Annotated in this window: 29 protein-coding genes; 26 read left to right on the forward strand and 3 right to left on the reverse strand. The window is 40.6% G+C overall.

Features of this window, described 5'->3' with window-relative positions:
• Positions 1-22 precede the first annotated feature (22 nt).
• The 3 genes from ACFSMW_RS18550 (at position 23) to ACFSMW_RS18560 (ending at position 2119) form a co-directional block, all read left to right on the forward strand.
• Positions 23-379, forward strand: coding sequence for a DUF779 domain-containing protein (locus tag ACFSMW_RS18550; RefSeq protein ID WP_390357805.1), 357 nt, complete (start codon positions 23-25; stop codon positions 377-379).
• Between the two features lie 145 nt (positions 380-524).
• Positions 525-1553 (forward strand): hypothetical protein, encoded by a 1029-nt coding sequence (locus tag ACFSMW_RS18555; protein ID WP_390357806.1) that lies wholly within the window; start codon positions 525-527, stop codon positions 1551-1553.
• A gap of 107 nt (positions 1554-1660) precedes the next feature.
• Positions 1661-2119: an IDEAL domain-containing protein gene (locus ACFSMW_RS18560; RefSeq protein WP_390357807.1), complete on the forward strand. Its 459-nt coding sequence runs from the start codon at positions 1661-1663 to the stop codon at positions 2117-2119.
• Positions 2120-2599: 480 nt separating this feature from the next.
• On the opposite strand, the gene ACFSMW_RS18565 is transcribed toward ACFSMW_RS18560, so the two are convergent.
• Positions 2600-4633: a penicillin-binding transpeptidase domain-containing protein gene (locus ACFSMW_RS18565; protein WP_390357808.1), complete on the reverse strand. Its 2034-nt coding sequence runs from the start codon at positions 4631-4633 to the stop codon at positions 2600-2602.
• A 277-nt stretch (positions 4634-4910) separates the two neighbouring features.
• The gene (locus ACFSMW_RS18570) at positions 4911-5849 is read right to left on the reverse strand and encodes an LCP family glycopolymer transferase (protein WP_390357809.1); all 939 of its coding nucleotides are present in this window, start codon (positions 5847-5849) and stop codon (positions 4911-4913) included.
• Between the two features lie 1119 nt (positions 5850-6968).
• Here ACFSMW_RS18570 and ACFSMW_RS18575 point away from each other — a divergent pair.
• The 6 genes from ACFSMW_RS18575 to nagB all read left to right on the forward strand — a co-directional run bounded on the left by ACFSMW_RS18575 (position 6969) and on the right by nagB (position 12145).
• Positions 6969-7115, forward strand: coding sequence for an anti-repressor SinI family protein (locus ACFSMW_RS18575; protein ID WP_390357810.1), 147 nt, complete (start codon positions 6969-6971; stop codon positions 7113-7115).
• Positions 7116-7180: 65 nt separating this feature from the next.
• Entirely contained in the window at positions 7181-7513 is a 333-nt protein-coding gene (locus ACFSMW_RS18580; RefSeq protein ID WP_390357877.1) for a helix-turn-helix domain-containing protein, read from the forward strand.
• 240 nt (positions 7514-7753) lie between these two features.
• The gene (locus ACFSMW_RS18585; protein ID WP_390357878.1) at positions 7754-9169 is read left to right on the forward strand and encodes an MFS transporter; all 1416 of its coding nucleotides are present in this window, start codon (positions 7754-7756) and stop codon (positions 9167-9169) included.
• 452 nt (positions 9170-9621) lie between these two features.
• A complete protein-coding gene (locus tag ACFSMW_RS18590) occupies positions 9622-9798 on the forward strand; it encodes a hypothetical protein (protein ID WP_390357811.1) in 177 nt (58 codons plus the stop codon).
• Between the two features lie 434 nt (positions 9799-10232).
• Entirely contained in the window at positions 10233-11411 is a 1179-nt protein-coding gene (nagA, locus tag ACFSMW_RS18595; protein ID WP_390357812.1) for an N-acetylglucosamine-6-phosphate deacetylase, read from the forward strand.
• Between the two features lie 2 nt (positions 11412-11413).
• Positions 11414-12145: a glucosamine-6-phosphate deaminase gene (nagB, locus tag ACFSMW_RS18600; RefSeq protein WP_390357813.1), complete on the forward strand. Its 732-nt coding sequence runs from the start codon at positions 11414-11416 to the stop codon at positions 12143-12145.
• 38 nt (positions 12146-12183) lie between these two features.
• Here nagB and ACFSMW_RS18605 read toward each other — a convergent pair whose 3' ends face one another.
• Complete coding sequence (locus ACFSMW_RS18605) at positions 12184-12834, reverse strand: YigZ family protein (protein ID WP_390357814.1); 651 nt, start codon at positions 12832-12834, stop codon at positions 12184-12186.
• A gap of 174 nt (positions 12835-13008) precedes the next feature.
• On the opposite strand from ACFSMW_RS18605, the gene ACFSMW_RS18610 reads away from it, so the two are divergent.
• The 17 genes from ACFSMW_RS18610 (at position 13009) to fliT (ending at position 26473) form a co-directional block, all read left to right on the forward strand.
• Positions 13009-14142: a sensor histidine kinase gene (locus ACFSMW_RS18610; protein ID WP_390357815.1), complete on the forward strand. Its 1134-nt coding sequence runs from the start codon at positions 13009-13011 to the stop codon at positions 14140-14142.
• 137 nt (positions 14143-14279) lie between these two features.
• Positions 14280-14975, forward strand: a complete 696-nt coding sequence (locus ACFSMW_RS18615) for a response regulator (protein ID WP_390357879.1) — start codon at positions 14280-14282, stop codon at positions 14973-14975.
• 273 nt (positions 14976-15248) lie between these two features.
• Positions 15249-16091 carry a DegV family protein gene (locus ACFSMW_RS18620; RefSeq protein WP_390357816.1) on the forward strand — a complete coding sequence of 281 codons (843 nt, stop codon included), beginning with the start codon at positions 15249-15251 and terminating at the stop codon, positions 16089-16091.
• A gap of 246 nt (positions 16092-16337) precedes the next feature.
• Positions 16338-17807: an ATP-dependent helicase ComFA gene (locus ACFSMW_RS18625; RefSeq protein ID WP_390357817.1), complete on the forward strand. Its 1470-nt coding sequence runs from the start codon at positions 16338-16340 to the stop codon at positions 17805-17807.
• 2 nt (positions 17808-17809) lie between these two features.
• Positions 17810-18490, forward strand: a complete 681-nt coding sequence (locus ACFSMW_RS18630; protein ID WP_390357818.1) for a ComF family protein — start codon at positions 17810-17812, stop codon at positions 18488-18490.
• Between the two features lie 91 nt (positions 18491-18581).
• Positions 18582-18995, forward strand: a complete 414-nt coding sequence (locus tag ACFSMW_RS18635) for a TIGR03826 family flagellar region protein (protein WP_390357819.1) — start codon at positions 18582-18584, stop codon at positions 18993-18995.
• A gap of 200 nt (positions 18996-19195) precedes the next feature.
• Complete coding sequence (gene flgM / locus ACFSMW_RS18640) at positions 19196-19462, forward strand: flagellar biosynthesis anti-sigma factor FlgM (RefSeq protein ID WP_390357820.1); 267 nt, start codon at positions 19196-19198, stop codon at positions 19460-19462.
• A gap of 33 nt (positions 19463-19495) precedes the next feature.
• The gene (locus tag ACFSMW_RS18645) at positions 19496-19984 is read left to right on the forward strand and encodes a flagellar protein FlgN (RefSeq protein ID WP_390357821.1); all 489 of its coding nucleotides are present in this window, start codon (positions 19496-19498) and stop codon (positions 19982-19984) included.
• A 23-nt stretch (positions 19985-20007) separates the two neighbouring features.
• On the forward strand, positions 20008-21480 hold the full coding sequence (gene flgK, locus ACFSMW_RS18650; protein ID WP_390357822.1) for a flagellar hook-associated protein FlgK: 1473 nt from the start codon (positions 20008-20010) through the stop codon (positions 21478-21480).
• Positions 21481-21489: 9 nt separating this feature from the next.
• Complete coding sequence (gene flgL / locus ACFSMW_RS18655) at positions 21490-22392, forward strand: flagellar hook-associated protein FlgL (RefSeq protein ID WP_390357823.1); 903 nt, start codon at positions 21490-21492, stop codon at positions 22390-22392.
• Between the two features lie 65 nt (positions 22393-22457).
• Positions 22458-23015 (forward strand): DUF6470 family protein, encoded by a 558-nt coding sequence (locus ACFSMW_RS18660; protein WP_390357824.1) that lies wholly within the window; start codon positions 22458-22460, stop codon positions 23013-23015.
• Between the two features lie 24 nt (positions 23016-23039).
• Positions 23040-23489: a flagellar assembly protein FliW gene (gene fliW, locus ACFSMW_RS18665; protein ID WP_390357825.1), complete on the forward strand. Its 450-nt coding sequence runs from the start codon at positions 23040-23042 to the stop codon at positions 23487-23489.
• A 2-nt stretch (positions 23490-23491) separates the two neighbouring features.
• Positions 23492-23719 carry a carbon storage regulator CsrA gene (gene csrA, locus ACFSMW_RS18670; protein ID WP_390357826.1) on the forward strand — a complete coding sequence of 76 codons (228 nt, stop codon included), beginning with the start codon at positions 23492-23494 and terminating at the stop codon, positions 23717-23719.
• 126 nt (positions 23720-23845) lie between these two features.
• A complete protein-coding gene (locus tag ACFSMW_RS18675; RefSeq protein ID WP_390357827.1) occupies positions 23846-24196 on the forward strand; it encodes a flagellar protein FlaG in 351 nt (116 codons plus the stop codon).
• A gap of 18 nt (positions 24197-24214) precedes the next feature.
• The gene (locus ACFSMW_RS18680) at positions 24215-25687 is read left to right on the forward strand and encodes a flagellar hook-associated protein 2 (RefSeq protein ID WP_390357828.1); all 1473 of its coding nucleotides are present in this window, start codon (positions 24215-24217) and stop codon (positions 25685-25687) included.
• A gap of 31 nt (positions 25688-25718) precedes the next feature.
• Positions 25719-26120, forward strand: a complete 402-nt coding sequence (gene fliS / locus ACFSMW_RS18685) for a flagellar export chaperone FliS (protein WP_390357880.1) — start codon at positions 25719-25721, stop codon at positions 26118-26120.
• Positions 26120-26473 (forward strand): flagellar protein FliT, encoded by a 354-nt coding sequence (gene fliT, locus ACFSMW_RS18690; protein ID WP_390357829.1) that lies wholly within the window; start codon positions 26120-26122, stop codon positions 26471-26473. Before fliS ends, fliT begins: the two co-directional genes overlap by 1 nt.
• Positions 26474-26532: the final 59 nt, after the last annotated feature.

The raw sequence follows: 26532 nt of genomic DNA on the forward strand, positions 1-26532 counted from the left end.
TGATGACTTGGGGGTGCACTGAATGGTTGATCGAGTTGTTGCGACAGAGGAAGCACTTGGCCTTTTGGAAAAATTAAAAAGTCTGCATGGCGATTTGATGTTCCACCAATCGGGCGGTTGCTGTGATGGCAGTTCCCCAATGTGCTATCAACAAGGTGAATTCCTTGTGGGGGAATCAGATGTATTGCTTGGCAAAATTGGTGAAACACCATTTTACATGTCAAAAGATCAATACGAATACTGGAAGCATACACAAGTGATTATTGATGCAATTGATGGACGAGGAGGTATGTTTTCCCTGGAAGGGCCTGAAGGAAAAAGATTCTTAAGCAGATCCAGAGTTTTTACAGAAAAGGAACGAAAAGAATTAAGTGAATAGGTATGTCTTGGCTGCCAGAATCCAATTTAAATGGATTCTGGCAGTGCTTTTCATTATATGTGTTCTCTGGGATAAGAATACATAGGTCACTTTTTCAAATATTTAACATAAAATTAATCATACCCGCCTATGAAGGAGTGGCACAATGAAAAAAATCGGCTATTATGCTGCCGGGCATACCGGCAAAGGGTTTGTAAATTATTTGCACACAAATTGTGAAGGTTTGAAAAAGATCTATGTACTTAAACATCCTTCCTACCAAGTGAAAACGGGAATCCTTCAACGATTAATTTCGCATTTCGAACAGAATAATGACGTAGAAGTGCTATACAGTTCATATGGAGTTAAATATTTGGATGGATGCATTGTCAGGGGAAGATCGATTGCGTTTATAGACGATACCATTGCTGACAGACTTGAAAACGTGGAAATGATTGAAATTGGGCATCCTAATGCAACCGACTATGCCTCAAATGAACAAATTGGCTTGCATTTACAAGCCGCCTATGACTATTTCTCGAGAGGCTTGAAAATCCATGATAAATTAGAGGATATTTTTGTTCATGAAATGAACTTTGATAAGGCGGATGAGGTGGCTACAACTTTCATTGAGAGGATACTGCAAAATGCAGTCAGACAGGGAAAGAACTCCTATACGTATCACCGCCTTTTTGGAACAAACACTCCAGATGGGGCTGTGAATAAGGTCCGGGAGCTGCTGAATGATTTACAGTATAGTTGTTTTATCAAAGGCAGGGCAGGAACCGGAAAATCCACCTTTATGAAAAAAGTGCTTGCAGCCTGCAAGGAATACGGTTATGATGTCGAACTGTATCATTGCAGTTTCGACCCTGAAAGTGTGGACATGGTACTCGTCCGCGATCTAAACTTTTGCATATTTGACAGTACTGATCCACATGAATTGTATCCCCAGCTTGCTGGTGAGGAAATTATTGATATGTATAAAGAAACAGTTGCCCCAGGTACAGATGAAAAATATGAAAAAGAGATAGCGGCGGTGAATGGTGAGTACAAATCTTATATGAAAAGAGGTCTTCAGGAATTAGAAAAGGCGGGGAAATGGGTTACAAGGATTGACGAAAGGTATCTTTTATCTGAAACAGAATATGAAAAATTATTTGATGGCATCATTTCACAGGCAGAAAAATCATGAGAATACAAAGAACTGCCATATTCAAAATAGCTTGAAATATCCACTGTGTTATTGTAGAATTACTTTACAGAAAATTATAATATTTGCAGGTGTGGGGGTGAAAGGGTATGGTCACAGTTAAAATGCTTAAACCATATTATATCAAAGCCGATGACCGGCATATTCGCATCGTTTTAGCCTATCAATCATTTGCGGTTGTCATCAACAATAAGGTTTATCAATTTATACCAGTAGAATCAAAACAAATTCGCATCAATCGTGTTTCTGGAAAAGTAGAAAATATCGATGCGAAATTTGCCTTCCAAAAAGGGAAAAATGTTATCTATATGTCTATGGCAGAATTGATTTCGACACCTGGTTTTTTAATGCATTTGCATACCATTGCACAGCCCTATTTGAAAGAAGCACCCAATGTAGAAGAAAACGAAGAACTTATTCAAGAACTGGAAATGAAAAATTTGAGATACCTCATTGATCGCGCGCTCGATGAAAGAAATGAAGAAAAATTTGATCAATTAACTAAAATACTGCATAAAGAGATCGATCAACGTAATCGTAAAAAATGAAGGTTAGTAACTACTGAAGGGAAGAGTAAGACAAAACCCCAGGAAATGTAAAAAATTGAGCGGTTCCATGTCAAGATGGCACCGCTCAATTTTTTTATCTGGCTAAGCAATTTCGTTGATTTACACGCCAGGCGCCCCGACAAGGGATGTGCAAGCGTTGGCCGCAAAGGTCGTGCCTTCCTTCATGTATTTTCTAAGAAAATCACTTCCTGCGGGGTCTTCAGACTTGTGCTGGACTGCGATTACGCTTCCCATCGAAAATCATTGTTTCCGCTTGACAAGGAACGCTTCGGCAGCATTCACATCGCGCAGAAAAAGCGAATTTCTTTTTCAAGGAGTCAGCCGCCTTTCGCTCCAACCAACTTGATGTGAAATGGAACTTTATAGCTTTTTTTAGCTGTTTTTGGCTAATTTGGTCCCAGCATCTTCTGTATTTCATTCATATCGCAGGCGATATGATATGAGGATGTGTTATCGCGCTTATTTTTTATCCAACGCTTCAAGAATGTCAGCTACTTTTTTCGCAACAATACTGCTGCCGACTTTTTGGGTCTTTTCTTGCATCATAGCAATGACAATATCTTGTTTTTTTGTTGGATAACCGATAAACCAGCCATTCTCATCTCCGGATTTGTCTTCCTTGCTAGCTTTCAATTCAGCTGTTCCTGTTTTACCGGAAATTGGGAAATCTTTACGTTTTGCTTTTGTTCCGGTTCCCTTCACTACCACATCACGAAGATCTTTTTGAATTTCCTCTGCTTGTTCTTTGGTTAGCAGCCCTTTTTTCCAGACTTGCTTCTTTTTATCACTGGCAAGTAAAAGCGGTTTAAGCATGTCGCCATTATTCAGAAATGTGGTGTAAGCTGTTGCCAAATGCAAGGCACTGAATTGTGCTTCTCCTTGACCATATGACGTATTGGCAAGCAATACTTCATTATCCAATTGGCCATTGTTTGATATCTGTGATTTTTTAATTGGGTATTCAAATGGAAATTTTTCACCAAGACCGAAATGATGCAGGCCTTTGACAAATTTATCACTGCCCATTTTCACTGCTTGCATTGCAAAATAGATGTTGTCAGAACGATTTAACGCGTCATTTAAATCGACTGGACTATTTGTTCCCGAAACACGATGGACTTTATAGTCTCCCCATCCCTTTCCATTACTCCACTCAAGGCCGTTAATAGTCAAGCCTTCATCCGGTTTGATGGTGCCGTTTTTAAGTCCGATTGCGGCAGTTATTGGCTTGATCACCGAGCCGGAAGCATAGGTAGAGCTGAATCGATTTAACATGGGCTGTTTCGGATTATCTGCCATTTCCTTCCATTGATCTTGTGAAATACCGTAAGACATGAGATTTGGGTCATATGCAGGGCTGCTGACCAGTGCAAGTGTTTCTCCGGTTTTCGGATTGATTGCAGCAGCGGTTCCTGCCTCTCCGTCGTATGAATTATAGATTTTTTCCTGTACATTGACATCGATTGTCAGTTGGACAGTCTCTCCATTCTTGACAGGTTTTTCAGCAATAACTTTTTCCGTCGTTTCGCCGTCGACATCATTTTTTGTCACATAAATCTTGCTTCCTTGTTGTCCGCGCAATTTTTTTTCATACAATTCTTCCAGCCCTGATTTCCCGACCACATCATTGGCGCTGTAGGATTTACCGTCAAGCTTTTTTAAGTCTTCTGCTGTGACCGTGCCGATATAGCCAGTCAAATGTGCGGCAGCTTTTCCCAAAGGATAAACACGTCCTGAAACTTCCTGGCCGGCTACACCTTCAATTGCCCATAACTGGTCAACCGCTGAATCGGATTTTTGCAATTTTTTCAATGGAACGAATAAATCCGGTTTGACCCAGCTGGCATTTAGCTTGGAGTCTATTTCTTCCGTCGACATATGCAGCAATTTTCCAATTTGACTTTTTGCCGCGTCTGATTGCAATTTGTTTGGTACAACCCCAATTTGCCAAACCGTGTCATTCATTGCGAGCGGCATTTTATTCCGGTCCACAATTTCACCGCGCTGCGGTTCTTCCGTATCGATGTGTATATCTCCGCCATCTTTGATCTCAGGAAAAATGAACCCCGGATCCCAGGAGATATACCAGTTTTCATTCTCTTCTTTATCTTCTTTTCTTTCCAGTTTTGCCTTGTAGTCAAAACTGATCGGACCCGCCACGCTGTCCATCTTCACAGTGAAGGGAATGGTTGCTGTACCTTTATCCATTGCACGATTGAGGTCATCTTTTTGCAGTTTTTTAAAAGATATTTTCAAATCGTGAATATTCAAATCCTTATAAACTTTTGCGTATCGATCGATGAATTTTTCAGGCGGGAATTTTTTCTTTGTATCCGCCAGCAGATAGTCATACATTTTATCGAATTTCTGACTGTTCCAAAGTTTGACATAGTCATTAAAACGATCGTTTGGCGTGATGGCATCCTTGTTTGAACAAGCTGTTAAAAAAACGAACATACAAGCCAAGGCTGCGATAAGTAAAAAACGTTTCATGGGAACCCCCTCGATTTCTCCAAGTATGTCACTGTTATTATAGCATGAATGCGCAGATTTGACGCATCAGATTATTAGAAAAACTGATAGCGGTAAAGCCAGGAGAATCTCTTAATATAGTTATAGGTGAAGAATTGAATTTTTAAAGAAACTATTGGTTTCATGTAGTTGTTTGTAAGTTTCTGCAGAAACCTCTGCATGGCCTTACTTTGTACGTTAAGAAAAAGTCACGCTGTTTGGAAGAACAGGTGACTCTTTCTATTTGTCAAGTGTTGAATTATTTTGCTTCCATATGCTTCTTGATTTCCGTTGTGATACGATTGAATTCGTTATCGTTGACAACATAGTACCAAACTTTATTGATAATTTGGCCCTGGCCGGAAATCTCTATGGTTTTGATATGTTTTCTTGTATCGCGATAACCAGAAAACAAGGACTTTATTCGCTTCATGTTCAGATCAGTTTCGGCGTTATTGCCCAGAATTTCAAGCATATCGTCGAACTTAGTAATGCTCCCGACACTTGCAACCTTGTTCATCGCCGCGGATATGACGTTTCGTTGCCGTTCGTTACGCCCTAAGTCGCCTCGGGCATCCTGTTTCCGCATACGGATGTACTTTAATGCATCGCTGCCATTGAGTGTGATTTCTCCAGTTGGGAATTGTTTGCCGTCCTGGGTGAATGCTTGCTTGTTATTGATAGTCACTCCACCGATAGCATCAATTCCTTGTTTGAAGCCTTCCATGTTGACTTTGGCATAAAAGTGAACTGGTAAATCAAAAGCGCCCTCTACGGTTTTTACAGACAGTTCTGTGCCTCCATATGCATAAGCATGGTTGATTTTGTCTTTTCCGCGGTTCGGTATGTCCACATATGTATCACGTGGAATACTTAGCATAATCATGGAATCTGTTTTAGGATTGAGCGACATTAAAATCATTGTATCAGACCGGCCACGATCACCTTCTCGCTCATCCACACCAAGCAAGAGAATATTGATCGATTTTTTATTTTTAAATACGGATTCAAGTTCTTTTTGCCTTCCGGGATCTTCATCTCTTGATAGCGGACTGTGGATGCTGTCAACCGTATCACTGAATTTACTCCATAAATAAAATAGATATCCTCCTCCCAGTAGGATGACAGCAACAATGATAATCGCAAACCATTTAAAAAAGCCGCGTTTTTTCTTTTTTGATTCTTTGCGTGTAGCCATTATATTTTCTCCCCCATCTGATAAACCATTTCAAGCTGTTACATTTTATTGCAAAAAACTGCAAATTTTTACATTCTGGTTAAAATTATAGCGAATATTGGTATCTTCGTCCACATCTTTTAGAAATATATTACCAACCTATCAGTGAAAATTATCTGGTTCGTCTAAGGGAGACTATCTGTGGGGGAGCCGGCTATCTAACCTGACAATGGATGAAGCAAATCATACCCATCAGGAAGTGGGTATCGGGTATCGCGGGCTATTCTTTAGTCTGAGGATGTTGACTATATCAATATAAGGAAGAAGTTGCTATTGGAAGATGGAGGCTGATTTCATCAAACAAAAAATTGAAAAGTTACGTCAGGTGAAGAGAATGAGAGATAATCAAAGTTTTTTGTTCATTATATAGAACAATAGAAAGAATTCGCTAGTTTGTAAACTGGGTAAAATGATCTATTATATATTAATAAAGTTCTTAATAAAGAAATTGAAGAGGGGAGTGAAAAAGTCGTTGTGATTTGCTTTGCTGGTTTATTTTTGAGAGCGCATAGGTGACAGCTCACGCCCTTCCAGCCCTGTGGGACCTAAAGGCCGGGAAAGCTGGCTGCAGACTGAAGTGAACCAAATTATGCTGAGACGCTGTACAAAATAAAACAGTTGAAACAGTACGTACAGGAATTAACGGCAGAAAATGCAGAGAAGCGGAGTGGAAACACAACCGTTTAGAACAGGAGGAGTGCAATCATGCATTTGAAGAAGGGGAATAGTTAGAAAGTCTGCAAGTCAGTGAATCAGACACTTAAATAAGTAACAGCTTGCAGAGGGAAACACACACCAAAAACTTAATAAGAATGAAGAAAGCGAAGGCGATGGAAACCTGTCAGCAGCATCAAGAAAAAGTTGTGTACCAAATCATGCGGCGGAGTAATCGACAAAATACAGCTGGTTTATAACAAAACTAGTTTATAAATGACAAAAATACCCCGTTCAAAATACACGGTTCATACCTTATAATGAAAAAGAAAACCGACAAACACCATAGAAATAGATTTCGTACATATACGCACCATTGATATTACATGACCAAGTAATTGGAATATAGTAATAGGGGGCTAAATTTTGTTTAATAGGGGAGAAAGGCAATTTTTAGACAATGAGTGGGTGGAATTAATTACAGAAGCAAAAGAGGCGGGGATGACAGCGGATCAGGTCAAACAAGTTCTAAAAATCCTGCAAATGGATACCAATCAGCAACACTTGGCTTAATGTATGTTAAATAGAACTTTTCGCGCTCTTTTATGATATAATCTGGATAGAAGAGGGTGAGAATGATGATTGGTGAAAAAATAAAGCGTTTGAGAAAAATAAAAAATATGTCCATCTCTGAACTGGCTGAACGCGCAAACGTTGCCAAGTCGTATTTAAGTTCGATCGAGCGCAACATCCAGACGAACCCTTCTATCCAATTCATTGAAAAAATAAGTGCAGTGCTTGGTATATCCGTAAATGATTTAATAGATCGTCCTGAAGAGGATGAAAATAAACTTGATGATGAATGGATGATGATTGTCAGAGAGGCCATGGAATCGGGTGTTTCCAAGGAACAATTCAAGGAGTACCTTGAATTTACGAAATGGAGAAGCAAACAAAATAAGTCAATGTGAAAACCGGCTGAATCTCAGCCGGTTTTTTGTTTGGGAAAGAAAATAGCTGTTCATCAGAAAAATTCAACTAAAGGAAAAAAGGTGTTTTCGCTGGCGAAAACGAGGGTAACTAATACACGTACAGAATTCTTAACGGAAAATGCTTTGTATAGAACAGTCAGGAGGATACGTATCGTGGATGATAACCCCGATAAAAAACACAAAAAAAGCGTGCATTTAAATAAGAAAAAGAAAAAACATTTGAAAAAGGATGACGTAACCCTAGTAGATACCCAAGTTGCGCGAAAGGCTGTCTTTGCAGCTGGGGTAGGAAACGCAATGGAATGGTTTGATTTTGGGATTTATTCATACTTAGTGACTATTTTAGGAAAAGTTTTTTTTCCTTCAATGACAGGACCTACCCAATTAGTTTATACATTTGCAACCTTCGCTGTAGCATTTTTAGTCAGACCGATCGGCGGCATGTTTTTCGGTATGCTTGGGGACCGGCTGGGAAGAAAGAAAATACTGGCTATCACCTTGGTGATGATGGCACTTGCAACCTTAAGCATCGGCCTTATTCCCAGCTATGAGTCCATTGGTGCCACCGCATCCATATTGCTGCTGGCGGCAAGGCTAGTGCAGGGTTTTTCCACCGGCGGAGAGTATTCGGGGGCCATGACATATATTGCGGAATCGACGCCTGATAAAAAACGAGGGTTCATGTCCAGCGGACTTGAAGTGGGTACTTTAGCCGGCTATATTCTTGGTTCCGGACTCGTGACGCTGTTGACGTTCATCCTGGGTGATGAAAAGATGCTGGCATGGGGCTGGAGAATCCCATTCCTGATTGCTGCTCCAATCGGTATTATCGGATTGTATCTGCGGACGCATTTGGAAGAGTCACCGGCTTTTCAAAAGATGGAAGAAGAGAAAGAGGCAGAAAAAGACCATGTCTCTATGAAAGAAATTCTTGTTTATCACAAAAAGCCATTATTAATCGGCATGATTTTAGTGTTGTTTTATAATGTAGTAGATTATATGGTTCTGTCTTATATGCCATCACATCTAAGCTCTGTGCTCGGTTATGGTGATACAAAGGGCCTGCTGTTAATCTTGATCGTGATGTTCATCATGATTCCGATTGTTCTGGCTATGGGCTATATCAGTGATCGTATTGGTACAAAAAGGATTATATTGAGCGGATTGATCGGCTTGCTTATATTATCTGTCCCCTCGTTCATGCTTATCGGAACTGGTAACAATTGGCTTGTTTTCTTGGGTCTGATGATTCTGGCAGTCTTTTTAGCTTCCTTCCAGGGAACAATGCCTTCTGTATTGCCCTCTCTTTTTTTCACAGAGGTAAGATATGGGGCGTTGGCAATCACTTATAACGTAGCAGCATCTTTGTTCGGCGGAACGACCCCTTTGGTCATTTCCTGGTTAATTAGTGAAACGATGTCTCATATGGTTCCAGCCTATTATTTGATAGCAGTCTCGATTATTGGCATTGTAGTCGTTTCTCTTTTCGTAAAAGAAACATCAGGAAAACCGTTGCGCGGGTCTGCGCCTGCAGTGGAAGAAAAACATGAAATTGCCGAGGTGCTGGAGGATCAGGAGGAGGCAACTTGGTGGAGAGAAGAACAACAGGAAATTAAGGGACGGCAGAATAGTTAACGCCTTGTCTGATACGCTTTCCTCTATCTATTGATCGCAGGGTCAATAGATATTTTTTCGTTTATTTCTTGAAAGAATCTATTTTTGGTGCAGTTTTCTTATTTTAAAAATGGTCAGCTTCAAGCAGTTCCAATGTGGTCAATGCTGCATAAAATGAACAGAGAAATTGGCTAAAGCAAAGCAGGGACATACATTTTGTCATCTGCTGCCAATATAAGACAGCAGACGACAATATTTTTTGAAAAAATGACTGTTCCGTATTGTAAATTATGGTATGATACGAATAGATTTAATTTTGCAAGAAAAAGTCCTGGAAATGATTTGATTGTGTAAAACATAGCTTTTTCAGTTATGATATCCACACAGTCACCAAGTTTCACAGAGCATTGACGGCCAGGAACCACGAAGGTAAGGCAAATTGTTTGTCAAAAAATGTCAAAGCGGGTGGAAAAATGAATGAGCGAGAAACATTAAAACATATGCTGAAACAAATAATACGTGATACCGAGAATAATAAAATTAAAACAACGGATGAAGTTATCCAAACGTTGGTTGATGAAATGACAAGATATCGGTCAAATTCCTTGTCGGAAACGAATATGTCTATTGCACCTCCTTTGTATCGTTAAACAAGACCATACTTCCAGTTATCATGCCGGCAGGTGTTTCGCGCATGTTCATCATTTGGTGAAATCGGGTCAGTGTATAAAAGCCTGGTTTTTCAGATGACCAAACATTTTATTTTGTATGTGAAGGATATTTCTTTTGCCTCCAGAATGCTGGAAAGAATTATTCTGCCCAGTATCGGTTTTCTTCTGGCAGGGCTGAGAGTGAGCGGCAGAAAGCCGTAAAAAACGTCTCGCGCCAGCATACCTTATGGCGGGGCGTTTTTTATAGTATCCGCATTTGGGAAGCTGTAAGATACACGCAACGATTAAAGGAACTTTTTCGGCAGACTTGGCTAATGCCAACTTTTCTAATACAATAGTGATGGACAGAAAATAAATGATGAAAGCTTTTACCATAACACACTTAATAGATACAATCGAAAGGGCTGAATATCATGGGAGATGCATCGCTTTTCATTAAAGATGTGAAGATTTTCACAGAAACAGAAACGATAAATAACGGCAGTGTTATGCTGGAAAACGGTAAAATAACAAAAATTTATGCCGAAGGAGAGAAACCGGCCAGCTATCCATCCCGATTTAAGATTATCGATGGAAAGGGCCTGAACCTAATCCCTGGATTTATCGATGGCCATATTCATGGAGCAAACGGTGCAGATGTCATGGATGCGACAGAGGCTGCGCTGGATACTATGGCGAGTGTACTTCCAGCTGAAGGAACTACAAGCTTTTTAGCAACAACTATTACACAGTCACCGGAAAATATTAAGAAGGCCTTACAAAATGTTGCCCATTATAAAAATAAACCGGCGCAGGCAGAAATCATTGGTGTTCATTTAGAAGGCCCATTCATTGAAAAAAGCAAAAAAGGTGCTCAGCCATTAGAATATATTCTGGAGCCAGATACCGCTATTTTCGATGAATGGCAGCAGCTTTCCGGCAATATGATCAAAACAATCACAATGGCACCAGAACATGATCCGGATGGCAAGTTTATCGGGTACTTGGCTGACAAAGGAATCAATGTTTCCGCAGGTCACACGTCAGCTAATTTCGCTGACATTAAAAAAGCTGTTTCTCAAGGGGTAAGTCAGCTGACACACTTATGCAATGCCATGGCTGGAATTCATCACCGCGATATTGGTGTCGTTGGTGCAGCATTCCAGCTGGAAAGATTGCGTGCGGAGCTCATCGCTGATGGTATTCATGTTTCACCGGAAATGCTGGAAATCATTTACCGGAATGTTGGCAGTGAACGGTTGATATTGATTACGGATGCGATGCGAGCTAAATGTATGCAGCCAGGTGATTATGAACTTGGCGGCCAGCCGGTACGTGTTTCAGAAGATAGAGCTGTTTTGGAAGACGGTACACTGGCAGGAAGTATTTTGAAAATGTACCAAGGGGCCCAGCAAATGCTCCAGCTCAGTGAAGTAACGATTCGAGATGTTGTTGAAATGGCAGCGGCGAATCCGGCTAAGCAAATTAATGTGTACGATCGCAAGGGAAGTATTGCAGTTGGCAAAGATGCTGACGTGCTGCTTGTGGATGACAAACTGCAAATTCGCCAGACGATTTGTCGCGGTGCTATAGCTTATGAAGGAGGAAATTGACAATGGAAGTAATCAAAGTGAAAAATTATGACGAATTAAGTGAGAAAGCAAGTGAATTGATCGCTGAAAAACTGCAAAAATTAGCGAAGCCTGTTCTCGGGTTAGCCACAGGTTCTACCCCGGAAGGTCTGTATCAAAAACTTATTGAGAAATACAAGTGTGGAGATATTTCGTTCAAGCATGCGCAATCGTTCAATTTGGACGAATACGTCGGTTTGAAAAAAGAGGATCCGAACAGTTATCGTTATTATATGAACGAAAAATTGTTCCAGCATGTTGATATCTCTCCGGAACAGACTTATGTACCGGCAGGGGATGCTGCTGCTCCGGAAAAGGCATGTAAAGAATATGAAGAAAAAATCAAGGCAGCCGGCAATATCGATATTCAGATACTTGGAATTGGTTTGAACGGGCACATCGGTTTTAATGAGCCGCACACTCCTTTCACCGCTGAAACACATATAGTAGATTTGGATGCATCGACAAGACAAGCGAATGCCAGGTTTTTCGACTCGCTTGCAGATGTTCCTACCCAAGCGATGACAATGGGGATCGCGACTATTATGAAAAGCAAAGAAATACTGTTGCTAGTTTCTGGGGAGAAAAAAGCGGATACACTTGCACAAGTGATCCAGGGAGAGGTATCTGAAGCGTTGCCTGCTTCTGTTTTGCAAAATCATCCACACGTAACGATTATTGCAGATGAAGCAGCATTATCGTCACTGAAAAATTAACATTACTAATACGATAGAGGCTGGTCGTTCAGACAGCCTCATTTTTCTTTCGTTGATTCAACAGGAATTTCCAGGTATTTAGTATTTAATTCCTTTATATCCGCCTGCGCACTTGTCAATTCCGTAACCCACTTTTTGAATATTTCTTTCTCACCAATTTGAATATAGACATGAAGCATGACTTTTTCCAAGTATTGAATATTTTCTAGTAGATACACCGAATTTCTCAATGCATTCTCAAGTTTGCCGAGCAATGTATAGTCAATGGTAATTGTGTATCCCTGCATGAGCTGACGTTTGACGATACCAGTCGTTTTTATTGCCTTGCTGGCAGTTGAGCCATAGGCGCGTATCAACCCCCCTGCTCCAAGCTTAATGCCGCCAAAATATCTTGTCACTACAATAGCCGTATCTTTCAGATGCTGCTTTTTAATCACTTCTAATATTGGCACACCGGCCGTGCCGCTTGGCTCACCATCATCATTCGCTTTTTGGATCTGGTCATGTTCGCCAATGATGTAAGCGGAGCAGTTATGTGTCGCATCATGATATTTTTTCTTCATTTCCTGAATGAAAGTTTGTGCCTCTGCCTCGGTTTCTGTTCTTTTTACGGTACCGATAAAGCGTGACTTTTGTATGAGTATCTCATCAAATCCAGTCGATTGTGTGGTATAATATTGGGAAAGCATATAATTCCTCCTATGGAAGCAAAAAATATTGTATAATAGATGGTATTAAAATAGGTAGTCGATACCATCGGCTGCAAAGCCTCGGGCAGTGCAGCACACTGTCCTGACAGAACGCCTGGGCTGCAGTTAAAATAATTCGTTTACATATGAGTATATCATAGGCTGGTGTTAAAAATGATAGCCAACACAGATGAAAAGAATTTGGACAACGTCATCGATGAAATGGTCGATGCTGTTGAAAAAAGCAAAGATGAAATTTTCACAATCAGTGAAGGAGCTCGAAAAGAGCATGAACTGCTTTTGCGAGAATTGCAAATGACGATAGAAAAGGTGCACAGCTTCATCGAAGGTGGAGACCAGTTGGAAAGAAAAGTCCAACTTTCCAAACAAAGGCTTTCTCAGGTGAATAAATATTTTGATCGCTATTCAGAAGATGAAATCAAGGAAGTCTATGAGAATACGCATGGATTGCAAACCCAGCTCGCTATGATGAGAACGGAAGAAAAGAATCTGAGACAAAAACGTGATGAATTGGAAAGAAGGCTCATCAATCTGGATCATACGATTGAAAGAGCTGAGGGGCTAGCAGGTAAAGTGTCGGTTGTCCTCAATTATTTGAACGATGATTTTCGTAAAGTCAACGATATGTTGACAGAAGCACAAGAAAAAGAAGCGTTCGGATTGAAAATCATCGAAGCCCAAGAAGAAGAGCGAAGGAAGATATCGAGAGAAATTCATGATGGGCCGGCTCAAATGCTTGCCAATATTCTGCTCCGTTCAGAAATTGTCGACCGCACATTCCGTTCTGGAAGACCTGAAGAAGCTTTACTTGAAATAAAAAGTGTTCGGAAAATGATTCGTTCCTCATTATATGAAGTCAGAAGGATCATTTATGATCTGCGGCCAATGGCGCTGGATGATCTGGGGTTGATCCCAACATTGACGAAGTATTTGTCGACTACGGAAGACTATAATAATGTGGAGATTGAATTTTCGACTTTTGGTGAAGAAAGCAGACTTAATTCCAAATATGAAGTAGCATTTTTCCGGCTGATTCAAGAGGGCGTCCAAAATGCGATCAAACACGCAGAGCCGACACTGATCAAAGTGAAGCTGGAAATTCATAAACAGTGTTTGAATGTTTCTATTCAGGACAATGGTAAAGGATTCGACCCAGCTATTAAACGTGAAAAATCTTTTGGACTAATAGGCATGAAAGAACGCGTCGAAATGTTTGACGGCACATTGCAAATCGATTCTGCCATTGGCAGAGGAACGACCATACGAATTCAGGTCCCTTATGTTTAAGCGGCAGAGACATTTCACTTTGATGGTTTGTTACCGATAAAAAGCTATAGAGAAATAAAAAGAAATAGAAAAATTATCATACTGTAACGGGAAAGTATGCTAATAAGGAACTCATACAGGAGGAAACAACAGTGCAAATGGATAAACAAAAGAAAAAAGTAAAAATCGTTTTGATTGATGACCATAAGTTATTTCGCGAAGGTGTGAAAAGAATTCTGGATTTTGAGCCATCCTTCCAAATCGTTGCTGAGGGTGATGATGGTGAAATGGCTCCAACACTTGTGAAAAAATATCGCCCTGACGTAGTGATTATGGATATCAACATGCCGCGTATCAATGGCATACAGGCTACTGCAGACCTGATCAGGCTCTTTCCGAAATCGCGTGTCATCATCTTATCCATCCATGATGACGAAGCGTATGTTACCCATGCACTCAAAACAGGTGCGCAAGGTTATTTGTTGAAAGAAATGGATTCGAATTCATTGATAGAAGCTATCAAAGTGGTCAGTGAAGGGGGATCTTACCTGCATCCAAAGGTTACACATAATCTTGTCAGGGAATACAGGCGATTGTCCAAGGATCCGCAATCAGGTAAAAAAAGTTCACAAATCATTTTCCAAAAGCCGCTGCACATACTGACAAAAAGGGAGTGCCAAGTGCTCCAATTGGTTGCGGAAGGCAAAAGCAATAAGGCTGTTGCCGACGCGTTGTATATCAGTGAAAAAACCGTCAAGAACCATGTGAGTAACATTTTGCAGAAAATGGATGTTGCAGACCGCACCCAGGCTGTTGTTTCCGCTATCCGGAATGGATGGGTAGAGGTGGTATAATTTCACTGATGCCAAAGGAATCTTCAGCTGGGATGAAAGTCCCGGCACTGTATCCTTCTATAATTTCAACCTCTGTACAATGCAGTATAGTACAGGGGTTATTTATTTGCTATAAATTGGTACAGCATTTAATAATTTACACGCAATACAACTGTGGAAAAATAATGTATGATGGTTAATGCTTTTTTAGAGGAATTTTAGTAGAATAGTAATAGATTATTCTGGTGCGTATTGGCAAAACAAAGCGATAGCACCGAAAGGACGGTAATAGCCATGAAAGTCGCGGTGATGACAGACAGCACTGCATACATACCGGAACAAACAAGGGAAAAAAATAACATTCATATGGTTCCGCTAAGTGTTGTATTTGAGGATGAGGCTTATCGTGAAGAAGTAGATATATCTACAGGAGAATTTTACCAAAAAATGAAAAGTGTACAAGAACTGCCGAAAACTTCCCAGCCATCTATCGGAGTTATCACACAAAAATTAGAGGAGCTTGCTAAGGAATATGATGCTGTCGTCTCGGTACATCTATCCAGCGGGATCAGCGGCACGTGTCAGGCTGTTCAAAGTGCCGGAGATATGGTTGAAGGGATCGATGTCTATGCGTATGATTCGGAATTGAGCTGTATGGGACAGGGGTTTTATGTACTTGAGGCTGTACGTATGGCTGCATCGGGGAAAAAACCGGAAGAGATACTTGCGCGATTTGATCAGATAAAGCAAAGTATACGGGCTTACTTTATGGTCGACGACCTGACCAATTTGCAGCGTGGTGGAAGACTGAGTGGAGCCCAGGCATTGTTAGGCAGCTTGCTGCAGGTAAAGCCGATTCTGCATTTTGTAGATAAATTGATTGTTCCTTTTGAAAAAATAAGAACTAGAAAGAAGGCGATCAACCGTATCATGGGCATGCTCAAAGAAGATGCGGAACAGACCCAGGAATTACGTGTAGTTTTCATCCATGCAAATCGTGAGGAAGCTGCAAAGGAGCTGGAATCAGCCTTCAAGGAAGAATTCCCTGAAGTAGAAACAACCATAGGTTATTTCGGTCCTGTCATTGGTACCCATTTGGGCGAAGGAGCAATAGGAGTCTGCTGGTACCGAAAATAAACATTTTTCCGATCGAATCAGCGTGAGCTTTGTACCTTATAATCAGTGGGGAGCTATCCCCATTGATTTAGACAAAATTCTCATTCATGTACCACTCCAAATCGTATATCATGAACTGATCTGGTGAAAGATATACGCCATCCAAGCAGATGAATCCCCTTATCTGACCTGCAAACTATCCAAATCGAAAGCACTAATCTATATAAAGAAATATTGAATTAACTATCCGAAGGAGTGTTAAAAGCGATGAGCCCTCGAAATGGCCCTGTCGAAACGTTTGGCGGAACGAATGATCTGAGAACGTCTTTTAAGAATGGTGATCCAGACGTAGATGAACTGGAGAACCTTGCTTTGCAATACGCAGGCAGGTTATTGCTTCGCCAAGAAATCCCGCTTGACGATATCACCTTCAAAAAGCTTCTGTCCAGAAAGGCATTCACTCCCCAGCCATCCATGAAGAAGATATATAACCGTGTGAAATGCCTGCGATGCGGGAATCAAACAAAGCATTTATTTGCAGAAATGCCTTGTCAAATTTGCCGTAAAAATTGTCTGTATTGCCGTAAGTGTATTGAAATGGGACGTGTCATGGCATGCCAGCCTCTGTATGCATGGACGGGAATCCAGCCCGACTGGCCAACTGCAAGCGATTGTCTCACTTGGGATGGACAGTTGACGACAGAACAGCAGCATGCCTCCAATCAGCTGCTGAGAACTTTGCATGCAAAAGATGACATGCTCGTATGGGCAGTTTGCGGATCTGGTAAAACAGAGATGCTGTTTGCTTGTATCAACGAGGCACTTTCGCATGGCCAGCGAGTATGTATCGCTACACCAAGAGCGGATGTGGTAAGAGAATTGCTGCCAAGACTTGAACAAGCCTTTTCTGCTACAGTCATACAAGCATTGTATGGGGGAAGTGTGACCCGCATGCCTACTGCTCCCTTCATCATATCCACTACACATCAATTATTACGCTTCCAGGATGCATTTGATTTAATGATTATTGATGAAATAGATGCTTTCCCGTTTCATAAAGATCCTTCTCTCCCGTATGCAGCGAAACGCGCTGTGAAAAGAAGCCACACTTCCATTTATTTGACAGCCACACCAAGAAAAGAACAGCAAAGACTGATCAAGGAAAAAAAACTTCCGCATGTATTCGTCCCCAAAAGATTTCACGGCCATCCGCTCCCTGTTCCTAAATGCTGTATGTGTTTTGATTTACGCCGTGCTTTAAAACAATTCCTGGTGCCGAAAAAAATGATCAAATGGGTTAAAAACCGTAAAAACCCTGACAGACAATTGCTTGTATTCGTACCAACAATTCAAATGGCAGAGGAAGTTGGCAACAGGCTTTCGCAGCAGTTGGAGATAAATAAAATGATAATGACTGGTAATAATTTACAGTTTGTTCATGCGAAAGACCCCCATCGTAAAGAACTGGTAAAACAGTTTCGTGATAAAAAAATTGACATATTAATCACGACGACAATTTTGGAACGTGGAGTTACTTTTCCTTCGGTTGATGTAGCAGTTGTAGATGGGGGGCACGAGGTATTTGATCAGGCTGCGCTCGTGCAAATTGCCGGGAGAGCGGGAAGAAGTCCTGCTGACCCTGACGGAGAGGTTGTGTTTTTCCACGATGGCAAAACAAAGGCTATGTCACAAGCGATAAAAGCAATCATAATGATGAACAAGAAAGCAGGTTTTTGAATATGCATTGTCTTTTTTGCAATCAATCCATAACTATTGATTTGAATTGGGAAAATCTGTTTCTTCCACGTACCATGAATGGGTTGTGCAGCCAATGTGAAAATGGGATGGAAAAGATTACTGGGCAGCGATGCAGATATTGCAGCAGAATGTCACCTGATACAGTTTGCCGGGATTGTATATTGTGGCAAAGAAAATTTGATGGTGATGATCCGCTGACAGAGAATTATGCCATTTTCACATACGGGGAATTGATGCAAGCAATGATTGCGAAATGGAAGTATCGAGGAGATTATGCAGTAGGACACGCTTTTCGGTACGCCTTCCTTCAAGGCTTTCAGAAAAAATTCGGGAAGTGCAAAGACTTTGTCGCAGTCCCCATCCCACTTAGTGCTGACAGATATAAGGAACGGGGATTCAATCAGGCACAGATGCTTGCATCATTTCTTCCAGCAAATGTAAGCGAGGCGCTTTCACGCGTATCTGGAGAGAAACAATCAAAAAAAACACGAAAACAGAGACTATCTGCCCAAAATCCATTTCGAGTCAATAGTCCTATAAACAAACCGGTTATTCTTGTCGATGATATATATACAACAGGCACTACGCTGCGGCACGCAGCAGCCATTCTGAAAAAGCAAGGCTGCCCAACAGTTTCATCGTATACATTGGTCAGAGGTTGAAAAACAATACCATTTCCCGTGATCAATTTCCGGTGGGCATAGTGCCAAGCAATGGATATGCTATAATTAGAGAAGTTAGGGGATGGATAATATGGCTGAATTGGCGAATTGCACCAGGTGTAATAAAGTGTTTGCGAAACAGTTCCGCGATATTTGCCAAGACTGCTATAAGCAGGAAGAAAAAGATTTTCAAACCGTATATACTTATTTAAAAACTTGCAGAAATAGAGAAGCGACTTTACAGGAAGTAGTGGAACATACGAATGTTGATGAAGAAACCGTCATCAAATTCATAAAAGAGAAAAGGCTCCGCACTTCCCAGTTTCCAAAACTAGCGTACCCTTGCAGCCGCTGTGGCCGTGATATCTTGTCTGGCAGAATCTGTGAAACCTGCCAAGACGAAATGAACTTGGACCTTGAACGACACCGTATAAATGAGAGCTTCAAACAGTCTAATGAAGAAAAAGATAATCCCGTTTACTTTTCAATCAATCAAAAGAAATAGCTTCATATTTTCTTGCATTAGTCGATATTACTTGTAGATCAGATATATTGAAAATAGATGTATCGTTTGTGCTTAAAGTAGATACAGAACTTTATGATGTAAAAAAGAATACATTTTGAAGGTATGCACGAAAAGGTTTGCCGGATAAAAATATGCTTAATATAGAGCGTTTTAACATGAAATGGAGTGGGGGTAGCGAAATGAAGATCAATGGCCCAAATCAGTCTCATATCAATCTATATCAAAAACAAATGCAAAAACAAACCGCATCCAACCAAATCAATCATAGGCAACAAGATAAATTGCAAATTTCCGATAAAGCGAAAATCATGCAGGAATCATCTGCTGCGGACGCAAGTCGCAAAGCACGTGTGGAAAAAATAAAACAGGATATCACATCGGGGGAATACCAAATCAATTATGAAGAAACTGCGGAGAAAATGCTGGATTTCTGGAAAGGTAAATAATTTGCCAGGAAACTGCAGCAGGGAGGTAAGCACGTGCATATCAAGTTGATCATTGAAGATGTCAAACAACTAACAGTGATTCATCAGCAATTATATCAGCAATCTTTGAAAAAAATGGAAGCGATCAAGTCCAATGATACGGAACAGTTGCAGAAAATGATTATTTCTGAGCAAAAATTGGCTCGTCAGTTAGACAAAATTGAAAATCAGCGTATACAAAACGTTTCCAAATTTGCAAAAGAGCAGCAAATAAAAAATAGTGAAACTGCCCTTTCCGACATTTTGCAAATAGTAGCTGATGTGAATGATAAGCAGGAATTGGAGCAAGCTGCCATTTCTCTAAGCGAGTCTGTTCTTCACTTAAGAGAACAGGAACAATTGAACCAGGAATTAATCAGGCAATCTTTGAAATTTGTGGATATGTCGCTCGAAATGCTTCAGCCATCAATCAGTTCGATGAATTATGGCAATCATCAGCATAGCGCATCCTCGAAAAAATCGGTGTTTGATTCAAAAGCATAATAAGTTACGAAAGGTGAAGAAAAATGAGTACATTTCATGGTTTGGAAATGGCCAAACAAGCCCTTTTCGCACAACAAGCAGCACTATATACGACAGGAAATAATATTTCTAATGCCAATACGGAAGGATACACGAGACAGCGGGTCAATTTTGAAACAATGTCTCCCTATCCAAGTGCATCGAGAAATCGTCCGGAAATGCCTGGACAAATGGGGACAGGAGTTAGAGCAGGGACGATTGAACGAGTGCGGAATGAGTATCTTGATACACAATACCGCGGTGAAAACAGTAAAGCAGGCTATTGGCAGACAAAATCCGATGCATTAAGCCGAATGGAGTCTCTGTTGAACGAGCCTTCGGAAAATGGATTGTCCAATACGATGGACAAATTTTGGCAATCTTTACAGGACTTAGCAAGCAATCCAGAAAACTCTGGAGCCAGATCTGTAGTTGCACAACGCGGGGAAGCGCTTGCTGATACATTCAACTATTTGCAGAGTTCTCTTTCTACCATACGCTCCGATCTCAGTAATCAGATGGATGTTACCGTAAGCAATGCCAACTCCATATTGAAGCAAATCAACAATATTAATGCACAAGTGAAAGAAATTGAGCCGCATGGATATCTTGCCAACGATTTGTATGATGAAAGGGATCGCCTGATTGACCAACTGTCTTCTATAGTCAACGTTAAAGTGAGCTACAGTAAAAGCGGCGATGGTGCCCTGGAAAGCGCGCCAGGTCTGGCGACAGTTGAACTGGTAAATGACAGCGGAAAATCATTCGACCCTAAAATGACATTGGTAGATGGTACAAAAACCGGTGATGAAGCAATCAACCGATTTGAATTTAATGGAGATGAAGACTCTGCTTCCGTGTCCATTGAAGGAAAAACGCTTCCACTATCGGGTGTCAGTCAAACAGGTGCCTTGAACGCTTTGATTCATTCATATAATAATGACTATCCAGATATGCAGAAACAATTGGAAGATATGGCCATTGCTTTCAAGAATGAGTTTAATAAAGTACATAGTCTAGGCGTTGATAAGAACGGCGAACCAGGAATTGAGTTTTTTGAAATAGACAATGACGGCAAGATGAAAGTCAACGCTGATATTTTGAAAAATAAGGACCTGATTGCTGCAAGTACTGATAAAACCATGAATGGTGATAATGCTAAAAACCTGGCTGACATATTTCAAAAAAACGATCTCGAAATTGGAGGAAGCAAAACCTCCGTGAAAAGTTATTTCCAATCCATCATTGGCGATATGGGGGTCAAGGCACAGGAAGCGAATAAGCAGGCGAAAAATACCGACATATTGCGAAGTCAGGTTGAAAACCAGCGCAGCTCAGTGTCTTCGGTTTCTTTAGATGAAGAAATCTCCAATCTGATAAAATTCCAGCAGGCTTATAACGCAGCTGCCCGCAGTATGACCACTGTAGATGAAATGATTGACCGGATCATCAATAATTTGGGTCTGGTAGGAAGGTAGGTACTAACCATGCGTGTGACACAAAGTATGCTTTCACAAAATATGCTTAGGCATTTATCCGATAACTATTCTAATATGGGCAAATACATGGACCAGCTCAATACGGGAAAAAAGGTGAATCTGCCTTCAGACGACCCGGTCGTGGCGATGAAGGGGATTGGTTATCGCAGTCAGGTTACCCGTATCGAACAATATACACGAAACACCGGTGAAGTAAGAAACTGGATGGATAATTCCGACGCCGCCCTGGATAAGGCGACAAAAGCATTGCAGAAACTGCGTGAACTCGCAGTCGAGGCAAGCACTGATACATTGGGAGAAGCAGAGCGAAAAAATATTAAAGAAGAAGCTGAGCAGCTCAAAGAACATTTGGTGGATATAGCCAATACAAATGTAAACGGAAAATATATATTCAATGGCACGAATATTACCGAAAAACCCTTTTCAATTGATGATGGAAAAGTTTCAGCAACTGGTCTAAACACTAGCGGTGTTGAAATCGAAGTCGCGGAAGGTACGAAATTACAAGCAAACGTGAATCCTGAAGCTGTTTTTGGAAAGTTCGAGGGCGACTCGGCTGAAAATATGTTTGCCAAAATTGATGATTTCATCCATGCGTTGGATTCCAACGATGCTGATCTGATTGATGATAGCATCGGTAAGCTGGATGAGCAAATTGATAATGTCATCAATGCCAGGGCAGATTTGGGTGCACGTTCAAATCGCCTTGACTTGATTGAGGATCGCTTGAGCGAGCAGGAAATCGTCGCAACGAACATGATGTCAAAAAATGAAGATATTGACTATGAGCAAGTCATCACCCAGCTGATTTCCCAAGAAAGTATCCTGCGTGCTTCCCTGTCAGCTGGTTCACGCATCATTCAGCCTACTTTACTGGATTTTCTCAGATAATCGTTTAGCCAGGCTTTGTTTAAACCAGGCAAATCATAATAGCAAGACGAGCTGGGGGGAAGAAGATGCATTTTCCACGATTACGGATGACATCTCAAATGGGAAAAATCCAGATCAAGCAGCTTCCTGCAATCCAGGAAATAAGACAGCCAAAAGCGGAATTGTCGATTCGCCAGCCTAAGGCAGAAGTGACTATGCACACGACGCCATCCAAATTGACGATTGATCAGACGCAGGCATTTGAAGATATGAACTTGATGAACATTTTACGGCGTACAGAAAAGAATGCCATGGAAGGTCAGCAAGCATTCATAGAGGGTATTGGAAGAAGAGCAGAGCAAGGAAAACAGCTGATGGAAATCGAAAAGAAGGGCAATCCAATTTCCAGTCAGGCCATCGCAAACAGCGAACCTGCGGATAATGGTTTGGGTATCACTTTTATCCCTTCACATTTTTCTGTCAAAATAGATTATGCACCGGCCAAGCTACATATGGATGTAAAAACAACGCAGCCTGAAATCCAGGCAACGCCGCATCCAGTAGAACAAGTATATAAACCAGGATCAGTAGATATGGGTATGATGCAGTATCCTTCCTTGGAAATTGAAGTAGAAGGTCTGTGATTCAACAAAAAAGGGTGAATAGTTGTGGAAGTGGAAACAAAATATTTTGGCAAGCTGTCAGTGGATAATGAAAAAGTAATTCATTTCCCGCATGGGATACCAGGCTTTTTGGATGAAAAACAATTCGTGCTACTTGATTTGCCGGGAAATCCTGTTTTTCAGGTGCTACAATCTGTCCATACAAGAACAATAGCTTTCGTGGTGACAAATCCGTACCATTTTTATGAAGGGTATGAATTTGAGCTTGATGATAGTATACTAAACCAGCTTCAATTGAAGGAAAAGCAGGATATTGTCATTTATAGCATTGTGACATTGCAAAATAAGCTGGCAGACAGTACATTGAACCTTCGGGCTCCGATTATTGTCAGCGCAAAAAATAGATTAGCAAAACAATATATTATTGATGACGGCAATCATCCAGTCAAAGCTCCCCTGAAAAATGTCAAAACAGACAATGGGAAAGGGGTATAGCTATGCTCGTTCTGAACAGAAAGCGTCATGAGGCAATTCAAATCGGAGACAATATCGAAGTAAAAGTGCTGGCAGTTGAAGGGGAACAGGTTAAGATCGGTATATCTGCCCCGAAAAATGTTGGCATTTATCGTAAAGAAATCTATTTGGATATAAAAAATCAAAATGCCGAAGCAGCAAACATAACAACAGATGTAATTGCAATGCTGCAGCAAAATGCGGACGATTGAGTCCGCTTTTTGTTGCAGAGAAATAAAAGGTAAATGTAATCATTCAGTTCGTTTTTCTTTCGTCTTTTTCCTTTAAAAGAAACATATTTATTCCGATATATAAGAAAAGACAAGGAGCTACATATCATGAGAATAGATGGTATAGCCACTGGATTACAAGGGATTCAATCTGCCGCTGGCAGTGAATCAGAAAAGGTAGAAAAAAATGTTGGTCTTATTGCTGAAGGCCAAGATAATGAAAACGCCATTAAACAGAAGAAATTGCTGAAGAATGCTATCTCCGAAATCAACAGCAAAATTGAGTTACTCCATACAGATTTGAAATTTAAACTGCATGAAGAACTTAATGAATATTATGCTGTCGTAGTCAACCCATTGACAGATGAAGTGATCAAGGAAATACCTCCCAAAAAAATGCTGGATAAATATGCCGCGATGGCAGAATTTATGGGAATTATCACAGACGAAAAAATTTAAACAGAGAGGAAGATCCATATGCGTATTGGTGGTTTAGCCACAGGAATGGACATTGATGAGTTGGTTAATAAACTGATGACGGCTGAAAGAGTGCCTTTGAATAAAATGCAGCAGAATCAGACGACTTTAACATGGCAGCGTGATGCATTCCGTGATGTGAATAAGACATTGAAAGAACTCGATGATATGATGCTCGATATGAAATTGAGTAAAGCATATAACACCAAAAAAGTTAATTCTACCAATGACTCAGCAGTAACTGCAACAGGCGATGCCGGAACAGCGAACGGGTCATACAAAATTTCTGTGGAGCAGTTAGCGACATCCGAGATGAAGGTAGGCAAGGTCGCAAAAGAAATTGATTTTGAGAAACCATTAGGAAAGGCTTATAATTTTAGTATCACAACCTATGATAAAGATGGAAAAGCACAGGAACATTCCTTTCAAGTAAGTAAGGATGAAACACTAAAAGATGTATTTAAACGTGTGAATAGCGAAGCAGAAGGCATGCGCTTGTTTTACGATGAACAGTCTGGTCAAGTAGTAATGGAAACCACCTATACAGGAATACGCCATAAAGACGAAGCGGGCAACCAGGCAAGTGAAATGGAATTTGAAATGGACAACCCATTTTTTTCAGAGGTTTTAAATATTGATGCGACACAAGGTAAGAAAGCTCAAAATGCCCAATTTACATATAATGACAATTTAAAACTCGAGTCCCAGGAGAACAGCTATAAATTGAATGGCATCACCTATGAATTCAAAAATACAACGCCAGAAGGGCCTGTAACACTTACAGTTACGAATGATGTTGATTCTGCATTTGACAAAATCAAGGCATTCGTTGACAAATATAATGAAGTCGTCGAAAAACTGAATGGCACACAAACAGAAGATAAATACCGCAACTATCAGCCGTTAACTGAAGAACAGAAAAAAGAAATGTCTGAGAAAGAAATTGAGCTTTGGGAAGAAAAGGCGAAAAGCGGTATCATCAAAGGCGAATCGATCATTTCTAATGGACTTTTCTCCATGCGTCAAGGCTGGTATGCTCCCGTTAAAAATGATGGGCCGTTTACATCGCTGACAGAAATTGGTATTAAAACAACGAGCAACTATCTCGATGGCGGAAAATTGGAAATCAATGAAGATAAATTAAAAGAGATGCTCCGCGAAGACCCGGCTGCTGTACAGAAATTGTTTTCCAATAGTTCAGAAGGAGAAGGAAGAGGACTTGTCAATCGTTTGGAGGACGCTCTCGAGTCCACTATCAAAAACATCGAAAACCGTGCCGGAAAAAGTACCAGTACAATGGAAAACTATACAATTGGAAAAAGCATGAAGGATTTGAATGCCAGAATTTCCGATTTTCAAAAACGGCTCCAGGACATCGAAACGAGATATTGGAACCAATTTACTGCGATGGAGAAAGCCATTTCCAACATGAACTCACAGGCTAACCAATTGATGTCGCAATTTGGTCAGTAATAATCCATGCTAAAAAAGGAAGTGTGCAGATATAATGGGAAAGAATGCATATGAAACGTACCAAATGAACTCGGTGAATACTGCATCTGGCAGTGAGTTGACCCTGATGCTTTATAATGGTTGTATTAAATTTATTAAGCAATCAAAAAAAGACATGGAAGCAGGCAACCATGAAGGGAAAAATAGAAATATCCAAAAAACGCAAAACGTCATCCAGGAATTGATGCTGACTTTAAACAGGGATATTCCAATAGCTCAGGAAATGCTGCCGCTTTATGAATATATGCACCACCGTTTGACACAAGCCAATCTAAAAAATGAAGCGCCTATTCTGGATGAAGTACTGGAGTATGCGGTTGAATTCCGTGATACGTGGAAACAGGTTATTCTGCTCAATCGCCAGAGAGAATTTCCAGAAGGTGCTCAAATCTGATGAACAGATTACAAGCACTATACCAGCAAACGGAAAATATAGAAAAACTACTGACAAGCCGGATATCCAGTGCCAATCGTCAGGAAATCATCGACCAATTAAATGTCCTTATTGAAAAAAGAAGTGAATTGACTTTTTCCATGAAGCCTCCTTATACCGAGGAAGAGATGAATATTGGAAAACAAGTCTTGTCTATGAACGAAGCTATCGAAAAAAAGATGGAGCAATTATTTGCCGATTTAAAGATGGAAATGAAACAAATTCAACAGCAAAAAAAATCTAATCAATCCTACATCAATCCATATAAACATGTTCAAACAATGGACGGAATGTACATGGATAAGAAAAAATAGCCAGCAAGGCTATTTTTTTCGTTATATTTCGTTGCGGCAATCGTATGACATCAACCTTA

Source organism: Tigheibacillus halophilus (assembly GCF_042683165.1).
Taxonomy (GTDB): Bacteria; Bacillota; Bacilli; order Bacillales; family Amphibacillaceae; genus Tigheibacillus; species Tigheibacillus halophilus.

Bases quoted from the DNA above. Each gene is read 5' to 3' on its own strand.
- ACFSMW_RS18550 (WP_390357805.1), top strand. From the start codon at position 23: ATGGTTGATCGAGTTGTTGCGACAGAGGAAGCACTTGGCCTTTTGGAA.
- ACFSMW_RS18555 (WP_390357806.1), top strand. From the start codon at position 525: ATGAAAAAAATCGGCTATTATGCTGCCGGGCATACCGGCAAAGGGTTT.
- ACFSMW_RS18560 (WP_390357807.1), top strand. From the start codon at position 1,661: ATGGTCACAGTTAAAATGCTTAAACCATATTATATCAAAGCCGATGAC.
- ACFSMW_RS18565 (WP_390357808.1), bottom strand. From the start codon at position 4,633: ATGAAACGTTTTTTACTTATCGCAGCCTTGGCTTGTATGTTCGTTTTT.
- ACFSMW_RS18570 (WP_390357809.1), bottom strand. From the start codon at position 5,849: ATGGCTACACGCAAAGAATCAAAAAAGAAAAAACGCGGCTTTTTTAAA.
- ACFSMW_RS18580 (WP_390357877.1), top strand. From the start codon at position 7,181: ATGATTGGTGAAAAAATAAAGCGTTTGAGAAAAATAAAAAATATGTCC.
- ACFSMW_RS18590 (WP_390357811.1), top strand. From the start codon at position 9,622: ATGAATGAGCGAGAAACATTAAAACATATGCTGAAACAAATAATACGT.
- nagA (WP_390357812.1), top strand. From the start codon at position 10,233: ATGGGAGATGCATCGCTTTTCATTAAAGATGTGAAGATTTTCACAGAA.
- nagB (WP_390357813.1), top strand. From the start codon at position 11,414: ATGGAAGTAATCAAAGTGAAAAATTATGACGAATTAAGTGAGAAAGCA.
- ACFSMW_RS18605 (WP_390357814.1), bottom strand. From the start codon at position 12,834: ATGCTTTCCCAATATTATACCACACAATCGACTGGATTTGATGAGATA.
- ACFSMW_RS18610 (WP_390357815.1), top strand. From the start codon at position 13,009: ATGATAGCCAACACAGATGAAAAGAATTTGGACAACGTCATCGATGAA.
- ACFSMW_RS18615 (WP_390357879.1), top strand. From the start codon at position 14,280: ATGGATAAACAAAAGAAAAAAGTAAAAATCGTTTTGATTGATGACCAT.
- ACFSMW_RS18620 (WP_390357816.1), top strand. From the start codon at position 15,249: ATGAAAGTCGCGGTGATGACAGACAGCACTGCATACATACCGGAACAA.
- ACFSMW_RS18625 (WP_390357817.1), top strand. From the start codon at position 16,338: ATGAGCCCTCGAAATGGCCCTGTCGAAACGTTTGGCGGAACGAATGAT.
- ACFSMW_RS18630 (WP_390357818.1), top strand. From the start codon at position 17,810: ATGCATTGTCTTTTTTGCAATCAATCCATAACTATTGATTTGAATTGG.
- ACFSMW_RS18635 (WP_390357819.1), top strand. From the start codon at position 18,582: ATGGCTGAATTGGCGAATTGCACCAGGTGTAATAAAGTGTTTGCGAAA.
- flgM (WP_390357820.1), top strand. From the start codon at position 19,196: ATGAAGATCAATGGCCCAAATCAGTCTCATATCAATCTATATCAAAAA.
- flgK (WP_390357822.1), top strand. From the start codon at position 20,008: ATGAGTACATTTCATGGTTTGGAAATGGCCAAACAAGCCCTTTTCGCA.
- flgL (WP_390357823.1), top strand. From the start codon at position 21,490: ATGCGTGTGACACAAAGTATGCTTTCACAAAATATGCTTAGGCATTTA.
- ACFSMW_RS18660 (WP_390357824.1), top strand. From the start codon at position 22,458: ATGCATTTTCCACGATTACGGATGACATCTCAAATGGGAAAAATCCAG.
- csrA (WP_390357826.1), top strand. From the start codon at position 23,492: ATGCTCGTTCTGAACAGAAAGCGTCATGAGGCAATTCAAATCGGAGAC.
- ACFSMW_RS18675 (WP_390357827.1), top strand. From the start codon at position 23,846: ATGAGAATAGATGGTATAGCCACTGGATTACAAGGGATTCAATCTGCC.
- ACFSMW_RS18680 (WP_390357828.1), top strand. From the start codon at position 24,215: ATGCGTATTGGTGGTTTAGCCACAGGAATGGACATTGATGAGTTGGTT.
- fliT (WP_390357829.1), top strand. From the start codon at position 26,120: ATGAACAGATTACAAGCACTATACCAGCAAACGGAAAATATAGAAAAA.